The organism is Paraburkholderia sp. XV, from assembly GCF_020177535.1.
In the GTDB taxonomy this organism is placed as follows: domain Bacteria; phylum Pseudomonadota; class Gammaproteobacteria; order Burkholderiales; family Burkholderiaceae; genus Paraburkholderia; species Paraburkholderia caribensis.
Genome location: NZ_JAGUUD010000171.1, coordinates 1 through 12757 on the forward strand (window position 1 = coordinate 1; position 12757 = coordinate 12757).

Genomic DNA, 12757 nt, shown 5'->3' on the forward strand with positions numbered 1-12757 from the left:
CCCGCACAGGGGCGACGCCTGAAGCGAGCTAACGTAACGCGGATGCCAGCGAAAAGCTCAAAACACACGAACGGCGACGCTTGAAGCAAGCTAACCATTCGCGAATGCCAGCGAAAGCAAAAGCAAATCGCAGATGCCAGCGCAAAGGCAAACGCCCAGGGGCGACGCGTGAAGCGCGCTAACGAATCGCGGATGCCAGCGAAAGCAAAAGCAAACACCCCCAACCCTGCGCAGCAAAAGAAAAACAACTCACCGCGACCGCGGTGCAAAAATATCCGCGCCCAATGAAGAACAGCGCTCCAGCAGACGCGCCAGTCTGCCTTGCAACGCCACGGGATGCGTCGTCAACGAAAGCCTTGCCGGCATGTTGCCGTCCGCACTGATCCAGACGCGCTCCCCGCGATGCAGCCGGAACGTCTCGCCGATCTGCAACCAGTGGTCGTACGGCGACGCCGCGCGCGTCAACCACACGCGCGCGCCTTGCACGAGAAGCTCCGTGTTCGCATCGACGCGCCACGACATCGTCGCGCCAGGTTGCACTTCAAAGTGGACGACGACTCTCGGCAAACGCTCTTCGTGTGAGCGCGCAAAGCAAAGTGATTCGTCATCGGTGAACTGCTGACAAGCCTTGTCCATCATGCACTCCGTCAATTGAGCCAGAGGCCGGAAGGCTTACCCAAAACAAAAGGCCCCTTCCGTTTCCGGCGGGGCCTTGGGATCGATTCGCTGACTGCTGCAGTTACTAACGCACGCACGCTCCCATAGGCCCGCCGCGATGGCGTGCCAGACGGTTTTTAATGACGTAGGCGTTGGTGATGAGGGTCAGCATGCATTCGAGTTTGTCTTGACGTCGATGTGTTGTCAACCAGTTTTGTCGCACGTGTTGCATCGTCATGGCATCGCCCTCGCATTGGAAACGAACGTTCGCATGCTCATGCGCGCACCTCGGCCAGTTCTTCGGCATCGCGCGATTCGAGCCGCGCGGCGCATCGGTCTGCGCGCACGGTGTGCCATTGCGTGACTTCGCGCGGGCGCACCAGCAGGTCGGCGAGCGCCTCGTGATAGCCGCGACGGTACGGACGATGAATCTGCTCTTCGCTTTCGTTGTCAGGGCTTTCCCACGTCTCATAGAGCATCAGCCGACACGGCGAATCAGGATCGCGATGCAGCACCGCCTCACGAAAATCGCGCTCGCCGCGCATCGCGTCGAGTACGCCGTCGAGCAGCGACATGAAGCGTTCGAGCTTGTCGGGCAACACCTGAAAGCGAACTACGTAGGTCACGCACATTCCGCACACTCCTGAAGATCTTCGTCTATAACTACCTTTATACTCGGCAATAACTGACAACCCATGTCATGAATTAGAAGGGAGCGAAAAAATTGGCGACGAGCCGACTCGTTTCGATGCTGTTGATGCTCCAGGTCAAAGGCCGCGTGACCGCACAGGCACTCGCCGACGAATTCAACGTGTCGATCCGCACCGTGTATCGCGACATCGACCAGTTGAGCGCGGCGGGCGTGCCCGTTTACGCGGATCGCGGGCCGGGCGGCGGCTTCGCATTGCTCGACGGTTATCGCGCGAAACTGACGGGCATTACGAAGGCCGAAGCGGAAACGCTGTCGATTGCGGGGCTGACGGGCGCCGCGTCCGATCTCGGCCTGTCGGAGCAGTTGCGGGCCGCGCAGCTGAAGCTCGTCACCGCGCTGCCCGACGCCGCGCCCGATACCTCGCGCATCGGCTCGCGGGTGCATATCGATCCCGTCGGCTGGTATCAGCGGCCCTCGCCGACACCGTGGCTGACCGTGCTAGCGGGCGCCGTGTGGGAACAGAAGCGCATATCGATGCAATACCGAACGTGGAACGCCAGCAGCGAAAACGAGGCCGTGCGCGTGCGCGATCCGCTCGGGCTGGTGCTCAAGGGCGGCGAATGGTACCTGGTCACGCGCGTGCGCACGCAGTTGCGCACGTATCGCGTGTCGAGCATCACGCAGCTCACGGTGCACGACGAAACCTTCGAACGCCCGGAAGGGTTCGATCTGCGCGACGAGTGGAGCGCGGCCGTTGCTTCGTTCGAAACGAGCCTGCTGAAGCACACCGCGCGTCTACGGCTTTCGCCAGAAGGCATGACGCGTCTGCACTGGCTCGGCGCGGCGGCCGTCGAACAGGCGCAGATCGCGCCGCCTTCGGCGCAGGACGGTTGGCAGGAAGTGACCTTGCCCGTCGAGCAACTCGGCTACGCCGCCGAGCAGTTGCTCGGTCTGGCGGGTCATGTCGAAGTGCTCGACCCGCCGCAATTGCGCGAGCGCCTGCGCAAGCTCGGCGAGCAGATTGCGACGCTCAACGCGGGTTGACCGCGGCCGTTCAACGCATCAACTCCGATGCGGCCCGACGATCCCCAGTTTCGCAATCCGCCGGTACAGCGTCGCGCGCGACATGCCGAGTGCTTCGGCTGCCGCGTTCGGTCGCCAGTGATGCTGCGTGAGCGCATCGACAATACGCGCGCGCTCGTCGTCGAGGCCGGCGAGCGCGGCATGCGGCGCGGCTTCGTCGGGCGCGAGCAAGGCCGCCAGATCGGGCGACACGTGGCGCAATTCGACGCGCGTCGCATCGCACACGGCGCACGCGTAGCGCAGCACGTTGCGCAATTGCCGGATATTGCCCGGCCACGAAAAACGCGCAAGCCGCTCGGCAAGGCGCGCATCCAGCGTGAGCACATGTCCCGCGCTTTGTGCTTCTTCGTCGAACACCGCACGCACGACGTCCAGCACATCGGCGCGCTCGCGCAGCGGCGGCATGTGGAGCGTCGCGCCGCTCAGCCGGTAGAACAGGTCTTCGCGGAACGTGCCTTCGTCGACCATGCGCGCGAGATCGCGGTGCGTCGCGCAGATGACGTCGATATCGACGCGCACGGGCGCATCGCTGCCGAGCGGCAGCACTTCGCCTTCGGCGAGCACACGCAAGAGGCGCGTTTGCAGATTGAGCGGCATGTCGCCGATTTCATCGAGGAACAGCGTGCCGCCGTTCGCCTGCGCGATCTTGCCGCGCGCGCCGCGGCTGCGCGCACCCGTGAACGCGCCGGGCGCGTAGCCGAACAGCTCGCTTTCGATCAGTGAATCGGGGATCGCGCCGCAATTCACGGCGACGAACGGTTTGGCGCGCCGCGCGCCCGACGCATGCAGCGCCTGCGCGAACACTTCCTTGCCCACGCCCGTTTCGCCGAGAATCAGCACGGGCAGATGCTTGCCCGCGATGCGCAGCGCGACTTCCGCATTGCGCGCGATGCGCGAGTCGCGGCTGTGCAGGAAACGGCTGATGGCGTCGAGGCTCGTGTCGGCGTGCGCATCGGATGACGCGTTGACGGCGCTCGCCGAAGACACGACAGGTGCAACGCGCGACGTGCGCTTGAGCGGTGCGCGAATCCGCGCATACAACACGGCGCCCGTGGCGCGCAGGCGCAGCGGCACGATCGTATCGGTGCGCGCGACATCGTGTAGATGGACGGCGGACGTATCGAAGATTTCGTCGACGTGACGCGGCCCGCTCAAGCCCGCGATGCATTCCTGCGCCTTGCGATTCGACGCGGCGATGTTGCCGCATTCGTCGAAGGCGATCAGTACTTCCGGCTGCGCTTCGACGAAATTGCGGCTCTGGTGGCCGAAGATCACCCAATGCTGCGCAGTCTGGTTGAGGAAGTAGCCGTCTTCGATCAGCGCGGCACTCTGGCGTACCAGCTGAAACACGAGCCGCTGGCTGTCGCGGTTGTCGGGCGATTGCACGGCGGACGCATCGAGCACGCCGATCAGTTCGCCCGTCAGCGAGAAGATCGGCGACGCGCTGCACGTGAGCGTCGTAAACGCCGCGCGAAAGTGATCGGTCTTGTGCACGGTGATGGGCGCGAGATCCGTCAGCACGTTCGCAACGCCGCACGTGCCTTCCTCGCGTTCCGACCAGCATGAGCCGATGTAAAGACCGGCATGCTTGAAGTCGCCGCGCCGGTCGCGGTCGATACGGTAATCGATCGTGACGCCGTGCGCGTCGGTGAGCATCACGCAGTAGTCGGCCACGCGGATCATGTCGTGCAGACGCGTGAGGCACTGACCCGACGCGCGCAGAAACGCTTCTTCCTTGCCTTGCACTTCGCGCAGTTCGGACGTGGTCAGCACGCGCGGCCCGATCACCGAACTGGGATCGAGCTGGTATTGCTCATACGAACGCTGCCACGACGACACGAGACGCGACGAATTGGCAGGCGCGGGCAGGCGGCCTTCGATGGCGCCGCGCACGCGGTCGACGTGCTGCGTTTGAGAGACGTAAGGCATGGTCGGCTCCCGTCTATAACGGACGATACGGGTGGATTGATCGCGCTGGTGCCTGCGGTGCTGCCTTCGGCCGGACCTTCTTGTAGCACATCCCGTTCGCGCAATCACACTGCATTGCAGCACGCGAGACGCCTGAGACGAACGTCTCACCCATGCGTGAGACAGCCGTGAGACGCGTATCGTTCGATGCCGCAATGCATGCGCGTCGCGTTGCCGCGCGCTGAGTGCGGTGAGAGGCGCGATGTGCGTCATGTGCACCGCGTCATGCGACGCGAGTAGTGCGCGCGTCGACGCGTTTCACATTCCACGCAAGCCTTGCCACACAAGGTTCTCCGCGTTCTTTGCGGGTTCGTCGAGCAATTGGCATAGCTGTTGCAGTAATGCCCGTCACACGAATCGGCCTTGCGTGCGACCCGCAAGCCGCGCTCGACAAACACAACGGAGACAAGCCAGTGGCATCGCCCATCACCGTCGGCGTGATTGCGAACCCCGCGTCGGGTCGCGACATTCGCCGCCTCACGACGCACGCGTCCGTGTTCCCGACAGCCGAAAAGGCCAACATGGTCGTGCGTCTGATCGCGGGACTCGGCGCGCTCGGCGTCGATCGCGTGCTGACGCTGCGCGATCGCACGGGCGTTGCCGCGCTGCTGCTGCGCGCGATCGACACGCACAAGGCGACGGGCACGGCCGAGCGCTGGCCCGAAGTCGAATTCGTCGATCTGCCCATCACCGATAGCGTCGCCGATACGCACACCGGCACCGCGCATATGGTGCGCGAAGGTGTCGAGCTGATCGCCGTGCTGGGCGGCGACGGCACGCATCGCGCGGTGGCTGCGCATTGCGGCGGCGTGCCGCTGCTGACGCTGTCGACGGGCACCAACAACGCGTTTCCCGACATGCGCGAAGCGACGGTTGCGGGCATGGCGGGCGCACTGGTCGCGTCGGGCGTCGTGCCGCCCGATGTCGCGTTGACGCGCAACAAGCGGCTCGTCGTGCGTTGCGTGGCGGGGCCGAATCGCGGGCGCGAAGAGATCGCGCTCGTCGATGTGTGCGTGAGCCGTCAGCGCTTCGTCGGCGCGCGGGCCGTGTCGGAGCCGTCGGATATCGAGTCGCTGTTCCTCACGTTCGCCGCGCCCGATGGCATCGGGCTGTCGTCGATAGGCGGCGCGTGGGCGCCTGTTGAGCGCACGGCGCCGCACGGCTTGCATCTGACGTTCGCGTTGCACGACGAGGATGGCATTGCAAAGCGCGACGGTGGTCCCGATGAGATTCCCGACGGGGTGCCCATCTTCGCGCCCATTGCGCCCGGCCGCATCGATCAGGTGACGATGCGGACCTGCGAGCGCTTCGAACCCGGCGACTGGCTGCCCATCGACGCGCGCCGCGGCACGCTCGCATTCGACGGCGAGCGCGAGATCGAAATCGGGCGTGACGACCGCTACGAAATCTCGCTTGACTGGAGCGGCCCGCTGACTGTCGACGTGAGCCGCACGCTGCGTTTCTCGGCGTCGCGTCAGTTGATGCGCGAGATGGCGGGCGTTTCGATGCGAGCCCTGATGCAAGCAAAAACACACGCGAAATAAAGGGAGTTCATTCAATCAAGCGGAGCCCATCCGCACCCGTTGCCGTAACGATCGACATCATCAAGGAGACACACCATGTCAAATCAGTTGAGCAGGGAAAAACTACTGGAAGCGTACCGGCTGATGCGCACCATTCGCGAGTTCGAAGAGCGCCTGCACGTCGAGTTCGCGACGGGCGAGATTCCCGGCTTCGTGCATCTGTATGCAGGCGAAGAAGCGTCGGCCGTCGGCACGATGCTGCATCTGAACGACCGCGACTATGTGGCAACCACGCACCGGGGCCACGGCCATTGCATCGCAAAGGGCGTCGACGTGCACGGGATGATGGCCGAGATCTACGGCCGGCAGACAGGCGTGTGCAAGGGCAAGGGCGGCTCGATGCACATCGCGGATCTGTCGAAGGGCATGCTCGGCGCGAACGGGATCGTCGGCGCGGGAGGTCCGCTCGTCTGCGGCGCGGCGCTCGCAGCGAAGCTGAAGAAAACGGGCGGCGTGGGCGTGTGCTTCTTCGGCGACGGCGCGTCGAACCAGGGGACGATCTTCGAATCGATGAACCTCGCGAGCGTGTGGCGCCTGCCGGCCATCTTCGTCGCCGAGAACAACGGCTATGCGGAAGCCACGTCTTCGACATGGTCCGTCGCGTCCGACAACATCGCGGATCGCGCGAGCGGCTTCGGCATGCCGGGCGTGATCGTCGACGGTTTCGATTTCTTCGCGGTGCACGAAGCGCTAGGCGAAGCGATTGAACGCGCGCGCGGCGGCGGTGGGCCAACGCTCGTCGAAGTGAAGCTGTCGCGTTACTTCGGCCACTTCGAAGGCGATGCGCAAACGTATCGCGCGCCGGGCGAAGTGCAGAAGCTGCGCGACGAGAAGGATTGCCTGAAGCGTTTCGCGGAGCGCGTGGTGCGTGCGGAGATGCTGTCGTCCGACGATCTGGGCAAGATCGATGCGGATGTGAAGACGCTGATCGACGATTCCGTAGTAAAGGCAAAGGCCGCACCGCTGCCGACGGAAGCCGATCTGCTGACCGACGTGTACGTGTCGTATCCGTAACTCATCGAGCTTTATTCCAGGCAAACAAGGAGACAGACATGGCACGCAAGATCACATATTCTCAGGCGATCAACGAAGCACTGAGTCAGGAAATGGCGCGCGACGAAAGCGTCATCGTGATGGGCGAAGACAACGCGGGCGGCGCGGGATCGCCGGGCGAACAGGACGCATGGGGCGGCGTGCTCGGCGTCACGAAAGGGCTTTTCCACAAGTATCCGGGGCGCGTGCTCGACACGCCGATCTCGGAAGGCGGTTTCATCGGCGCAGCGGTCGGTGCGGCGGCGGCGGGCATGCGCCCCGTCGCGGAGCTGATGTTCATCGACTTCATGGGCGTGTGCTTCGATCAGATCTTCAATCAGGCCGCAAAATTCCGCTACATGTTCGGCGGCAATGCCGTCACACCCGTCGTGATCCGCACGATGCAGGGCGCCGGGTTGCGCGCCGCCGCGCAGCACTCGCAGATGCTGACGTCGCTGTTCACGCATGTGCCCGGTCTCAAAGTGGTGTGCCCGTCGACGCCCTATGACGCGAAAGGCCTGATGATCCAGGCGATCCGCGAAAACGATCCCGTCATCTTCTGCGAGCACAAGCTGCTCTACACCCGCGAAGGCGACGTGCCCGAAGAGCTGTACGCGATTCCGTTCGGCGAAGCCAACGTGGTGCGCGAAGGCGACGACGCGACCATCGTCACGTATGGCCGCATGGTGCACTACGCGACGGACGCCGCCGACCGGCTCGCGAAAGAAGGCATCAAGGCCGAGGTCATCGATCTGCGCACCACGTCGCCGCTCGACGAAGAGACGATTCTGGAAAGCCTGGAGCGCACGGGCCGCCTGGTCGTCGTCGATGAAGCGAACCCGCGTTGTTCGATCGCGGCCGATATCGCCGCGCTCGCCGCGCAGAAAGCGTTTCATTCGCTGAAGGCGCCCGTCGGGATCGTCACCGCGCCGCATACGCCCACACCGTTCTCGGGCGTGCTGGAAGACCTGTATATCCCGTCGGCGGACAAGATTGTCGCAGCCGTCAAAGCAACGCGACACTGAGCGAGGAACCGAGCAATGTCGATTCACATGATCACGATGCCCAAATGGGGCTTGTCGATGCAGCAAGGGCAGGTCAACGGCTGGTTGAAGTCGATTGGCGACACGGTGGCGAAGGGCGACGAAGTGCTCGACGTCGAGAGCGACAAGATCGCTTCGGGTGTGGAGTGCGCGTTCAACGGCACGCTGCGACGGCAGGTCGCGCAGGAGGGCGACACGCTGCCCGTCGGCGCGCTGCTCGGCGTGGTGGCCGATGAGCAGGAGGCGGACACGGACATCGATGCCGCCGTCGAAGCGTTCCAGCGCGACTTCGTGCCGCTCGCCGCCGATTCCGCCGATGCAGGGCCGCAGCCGGAGAAAGCGCAGATCGGCGGGCGCACCATTCGCTACCTGAAGATCGGCGACGGCGGCACGCCGGCCGTGCTGATCCACGGTTTCGGCGGCGATCTGAACAACTGGCTGTTCAATCACGCCGACCTCGCGGCGCATCGCACGGTGTATGCGCTGGACTTGCCAGGGCATGGCGAATCGGCGAAAGCGGTGGAGTCGGGCAGCGCCGATGAACTGGCCGACAGCGTGATCGCGTTTCTCGACGATCGCGGTATCGAACGCGCGCATTTCGTCGGGCATTCGATGGGCAGTCTCGTCGCGATGACGGTGGCAGCGAAAGCGCCGCAGCGCGTGGCGTCGCTTGCGCTGATTGCGGGTGCGGGTCTCGGTGACGAGATCAACCGCGAGTACATCGACGGATTCGTGCAGGGCAACAGCCGCAATACGCTGAAGCCGCATCTGACGAAACTGTTCGCCGACGGCTCGCTCGTCACGCGGCAGCTTGTCGAGGACATCGTCAAGTACAAGCGGCTCGAAGGCGTGGGCGAGAGCTTGCAGAAGATCGCGGCGTCGGCGTTCAGGGATGGCGCACAGCAGCGCAGCTATCGCGACCGCATCGACAGTCTCGCGCCGCGCACGCTGGTGATCTGGGGCGAACTCGATCAGATCATTCCCGCGAGCCATGCGCAAGGGCTGCCCGGCGATATCCGCGTGCATGTGCTGCCAGGCAAGGGGCATATGGTGCAGATGGAGTCGGCATCGGAGGTGAACCGCCTGCTCAACGACTTCTTCGGAGCCTGACGATGGACGCCGCGCCGCAGGTATCCGCCCACGACAGCGTCACCGCGCTCGGGCAGCACGGTTTGAGAAGCCGCGACAAGCTCGCGCGCATTCCCGTGAAGGTCGTGCCGCCCGAACCGGGCGGCGCGCTGCCGAAGCCCGCATGGCTGCGCGCAAGGCCGATGATGAGCGAGACGGTGGCGGGCATGGCGTCGATACTGCGCGAGCACCGTCTGCATTCGGTGTGCGAGGAAGCGATGTGCCCGAATATCGGCGAATGCTTCGCGCAGCGCACGGCGACGTTCATGATCATGGGCGGCGTCTGCACGCGGCGTTGCGCGTTCTGCGACGTTGCGCACGGAAGGCCGCTGCCGCTCGACCACGAAGAGCCGGCGCGGCTCGCCGATGCCGTCGCTGCGCTGGGGCTGCGATATGTGGTGATTACGTCGGTGGATCGCGACGATCTGCGCGATGGCGGCGCGGCGCATTTTGCGCGCTGCGTTGCGCTATTGCGCGAGCGCGTGCCGGGGATACGTGTCGAGGTGTTGACGCCGGATTTTCGCGGACGCGTCGAGCGGGCGCTCGACGCGTTGTCGGCGGCGTGGCCGGATGTTTTCAATCACAACATCGAAACGGTGCCGTCGCTGTATCGCGCGGCGCGCGCGGGCGCGGATTATCACGGGTCTTTGACGCTGCTTCGGCGGGTGAAGGAGGCGAACGCTTCAGTGGTCACGAAGTCGGGATTGATGGTCGGGCTCGGCGAAAGCGATGATGAACTTCTGCAAACCATGCGTGATATTCGTGCGCACGATGTGGACGTGCTGACGGTTGGGCAATATCTCGCGCCTTCGAGGTTTCATATGGCTGTTAAGCGCTATGTGTCGCCGGAGACTTTTGCTGTTTTCAGAGAGGAGGGGTTGAAGCTGGGGTTTCGAGAAGTCGTGTCGGGGCCGCTGGTGCGGTCTTCGTATCATGCGAATGAGACGGCGGGGTTTTGAGGGTGACAGCGGTGGCTTCTGCCTGGTAGCTAAACCACGCCCCGAGGGTCGGATTCGATCCGTTCTTCAAAGCCTTTTCGTACGACACGTCTCCCTGATCTGAACTGCGTTGCGGAAATTTCTGCAAGTGCGTTTTACGGCCGGATTCAACCCTCGAATCACGGCCTGTCCCTCGTATCATCGGTTTCCGGTCCGGTGAGCGAGGTGAATTCTTGAGATTACCAAACCATACGCAATTAACGTATAATTTCCTCATGGCGGCGACTTTCGTCGAGCTAGGCCCATTTCGCCGGTGGCGGGACGACTATCTGACGGACGACGAATATCGCGCGCTTCAGATTGTGCTGATGCAGAACCCGGAAGCAGGGGATGTCATCAGGGGAACGGGTGGGCTGCGCAAACTCCGTTTCGGCGACGCACGGCGCGGGAAGGGAAAGCGCGGCGGGCTCAGGGTGATCTACTACTACTGGGTAAAGGGCCCCGAGTTCTGGATGTTCACGCTGTACGACAAGGACGAAGCTGAAGACCTGTCGTCGAAGGAACGAGGGGTTCTCTCCGAGATGCTGAGAGAAGTCATCAAGCTTGCGAATCGATAAGCAAAAGGATGCGACATGAAACGGAATCTGTTAGCCGAATTGACGGAAGGGCTCGAAGAACTCAAGTCCGCTCACGAAGGCAAGACCACACTTCACAAGGTCAAGGTTGAGATTCGTGACAAGCTGGAAGTAACGGCCGAGGAGATCCGTGCCGTCCGCGAATCCATCAACGCGTCACAGGCGGTCATGGCACGCCGTCTGCGCGTGAACGAGCGGACCTACCAGAATTGGGAGCAAGGGAGGGCGAAACCGAACGCTCAGGCTGCCGTGCTGATCAAGCTGGTTGAAAAGCATCCTGAGACGATCCAGATGCTCGAAACCTTATGATTGACCTTGCAGAGACGAAAAAGCCCGCTTCGAGCGGGCTTTGCTATATCGCGGCACATCCGGCGCAGCGCGAAAGCGTTGCGCCGGAGCGGGCTTAAACACCGCCCATGCACATGTACTTGATCACGACATATTCGTCGATGCCGTAGTGCGAGCCTTCGCGCCCAAGCCCTGACTGCTTGACCCCGCCGAACGGCGCAACCTCGTTCGAGATCGCTCCCGTGTTGATGCCGACCATGCCGAACTCGAGCGCCTCTGCGACGCGCCAGATACGGCCGATATCGCGGCTATAGAAATACGACGCCAGCCCGAACTCCGTGCTGTTCGCCATTTCGACCACTTCCGCATCCGACGAGAAGCGGAACAGCGGCGCGAGCGGGCCGAAGGTTTCATCGCGAGCGACTTTCATGTCGGGCGTGACATCGGCGAGCACGGTTGGCTCGAAGAAGCCGTGACCGAGCGCGTGACGCTTGCCGCCCGTGACGACGCGCGCGCCTTTGCCGAGTGCGTCCTCGATATGCGATTCGACCTTGAGCACGGCGGCTTCATTGATGAGCGGGCCTTGCTGCACGCCTTGCTCGGTGCCGAAGCCGACCTTGAGTCTGGTCACGGCTGCCGCGAGTTTTTCGGCGAAGGCATCGTAGACGCTGTCGTGCACATAGAAGCGGTTCGTGCAGACGCAGGTCTGACCGCTGTTGCGGTACTTCGATGCGATAGCGCCTTCGACGGCTGCGTCGAGATCGGCGTCATCGAACACGATGAAGGGTGCATTGCCACCCAGTTCCAGCGATACCTTCTTGACGGTCGGTGCGCACTGCGCCATCAGCAGACGGCCGACTGCAGTGGAGCCCGTGAACGACAGCTTGCGTACGGTCGCGTTGCTGGTCATTTCGCCGCCGATCGGTTTCGGGTCGCCGGTAACGATGCTGAAGATGCCGGCGGGCACGCCTGCGCGTTCGGCGAGCACGGCGAGCGCGAGTGCGGAGAGCGGGGTAGCTTCAGCGGGTTTGACGACGATCGGGCAGCCTGCTGCGAGCGCCGGTCCGACCTTGCGGGTGATCATTGCGGCGGGGAAATTCCATGGCGTGATGGCGGCACAGACGCCGACGGGTTCCTTCGTGACGACGATGCGTTTGTCGTTCGCGACGGTGGGGATCGTATCGCCATAGACCCGTTTGGCTTCTTCGCCGAACCATTCGAGGAACGAGGCCGCGTAGCCGATTTCGCCTTTTGCTTCGGCGAGCGGCTTGCCTTGTTCGGTGGTGAGGATTAACGCCAGGTCGTCGGCGTTGGACAGCATCAGATCGTTCCACTTGCGGAGGATTTCTGCGCGCTGTTTGCCTGTTTTTGCCTTCCAGGCGGGCCAGGCTTTGTTGGCTGCTTCGATCGCGCGGCGGGTTTCGTGGGCGCCCATGCGTGGCACTTGCGCGATCAGTTCGCCTGTTGCCGGGTTCAGGACTTCGAAGGTCTCCTGGTTGTCGGCATCCTGCCATTCGCCATTGAGGTAGGCCTTGCTTTGCAGCAGGGAAGGGTCTTTCAATTTGCTACGCAAGTCAGTCATTTGGATTCGTCCTTTGGGGTTTTTTTGATGTCTGCGACGCTGGGTGGTTTTGGTTTTTTTGCTGGTGTCCGCGATTTGCTTTTGCTTTTGCTGGTATCCGCGATTTGTCTTTGCGCTGGCATCCGCGATTTGTTAGCGTGCTTCAGGCGTCGCCCCTGTGCGGGGCGG

The 12757-nt window shown here is 63.3% G+C and carries 12 protein-coding genes; 8 read left to right on the plus strand and 4 right to left on the minus strand.

What is annotated here, in order from left to right; translation table 11 throughout:
* Positions 1-249: 249 nt before the first annotated feature.
* Positions 250-636 (minus strand): DUF2917 domain-containing protein, encoded by a 387-nt coding sequence (locus tag KFO72_RS39020; protein ID WP_374727058.1) that lies wholly within the window; start codon positions 634-636, stop codon positions 250-252.
* Positions 637-932: 296 nt separating this feature from the next.
* On the minus strand, positions 933-1289 hold the full coding sequence (locus KFO72_RS39025; protein WP_054933734.1) for a putative quinol monooxygenase: 357 nt from the start codon (positions 1287-1289) through the stop codon (positions 933-935).
* 92 nt (positions 1290-1381) lie between these two features.
* On the opposite strand from KFO72_RS39025, the gene KFO72_RS39030 reads away from it, so the two are divergent.
* The gene (locus KFO72_RS39030; protein WP_225034308.1) at positions 1382-2353 is read left to right on the plus strand and encodes a helix-turn-helix transcriptional regulator; all 972 of its coding nucleotides are present in this window, start codon (positions 1382-1384) and stop codon (positions 2351-2353) included.
* An 18-nt stretch (positions 2354-2371) separates the two neighbouring features.
* Here the strand turns inward: KFO72_RS39030 and KFO72_RS39035 are convergent, their stop codons facing one another.
* Entirely contained in the window at positions 2372-4321 is a 1950-nt protein-coding gene (locus KFO72_RS39035) for a sigma-54-dependent Fis family transcriptional regulator (protein ID WP_062917051.1), read from the minus strand.
* A 452-nt stretch (positions 4322-4773) separates the two neighbouring features.
* Here KFO72_RS39035 and KFO72_RS39040 point away from each other — a divergent pair, with 452 nt between their 5' ends.
* From KFO72_RS39040 to KFO72_RS39070, 7 genes are all read left to right on the plus strand, one after another.
* Positions 4774-5904: an ATP-NAD kinase family protein gene (locus KFO72_RS39040; protein ID WP_225034310.1), complete on the plus strand. Its 1131-nt coding sequence runs from the start codon at positions 4774-4776 to the stop codon at positions 5902-5904.
* 75 nt (positions 5905-5979) lie between these two features.
* Positions 5980-6957, plus strand: coding sequence for a thiamine pyrophosphate-dependent dehydrogenase E1 component subunit alpha (locus tag KFO72_RS39045; protein ID WP_054933738.1), 978 nt, complete (start codon positions 5980-5982; stop codon positions 6955-6957).
* A 38-nt stretch (positions 6958-6995) separates the two neighbouring features.
* Entirely contained in the window at positions 6996-8000 is a 1005-nt protein-coding gene (locus tag KFO72_RS39050) for an alpha-ketoacid dehydrogenase subunit beta (RefSeq protein WP_060605483.1), read from the plus strand.
* Positions 8001-8015: 15 nt separating this feature from the next.
* Positions 8016-9128: an acetoin dehydrogenase dihydrolipoyllysine-residue acetyltransferase subunit gene (locus KFO72_RS39055; protein ID WP_054933739.1), complete on the plus strand. Its 1113-nt coding sequence runs from the start codon at positions 8016-8018 to the stop codon at positions 9126-9128.
* Positions 9129-9130: 2 nt separating this feature from the next.
* Positions 9131-10105, plus strand: coding sequence for a lipoyl synthase (gene lipA / locus KFO72_RS39060; protein WP_054933740.1), 975 nt, complete (start codon positions 9131-9133; stop codon positions 10103-10105).
* 254 nt (positions 10106-10359) lie between these two features.
* The gene (locus KFO72_RS39065; RefSeq protein ID WP_060605493.1) at positions 10360-10701 is read left to right on the plus strand and encodes a hypothetical protein; all 342 of its coding nucleotides are present in this window, start codon (positions 10360-10362) and stop codon (positions 10699-10701) included.
* 15 nt (positions 10702-10716) lie between these two features.
* Positions 10717-11028 (plus strand): helix-turn-helix domain-containing protein, encoded by a 312-nt coding sequence (locus tag KFO72_RS39070; protein WP_060605496.1) that lies wholly within the window; start codon positions 10717-10719, stop codon positions 11026-11028.
* 94 nt (positions 11029-11122) lie between these two features.
* On the opposite strand, the gene KFO72_RS39075 is transcribed toward KFO72_RS39070, so the two are convergent.
* A complete protein-coding gene (locus KFO72_RS39075) occupies positions 11123-12589 on the minus strand; it encodes an NAD-dependent succinate-semialdehyde dehydrogenase (protein WP_225034309.1) in 1467 nt (488 codons plus the stop codon).
* Between the last annotated feature and the right edge of the window lie 168 nt (positions 12590-12757).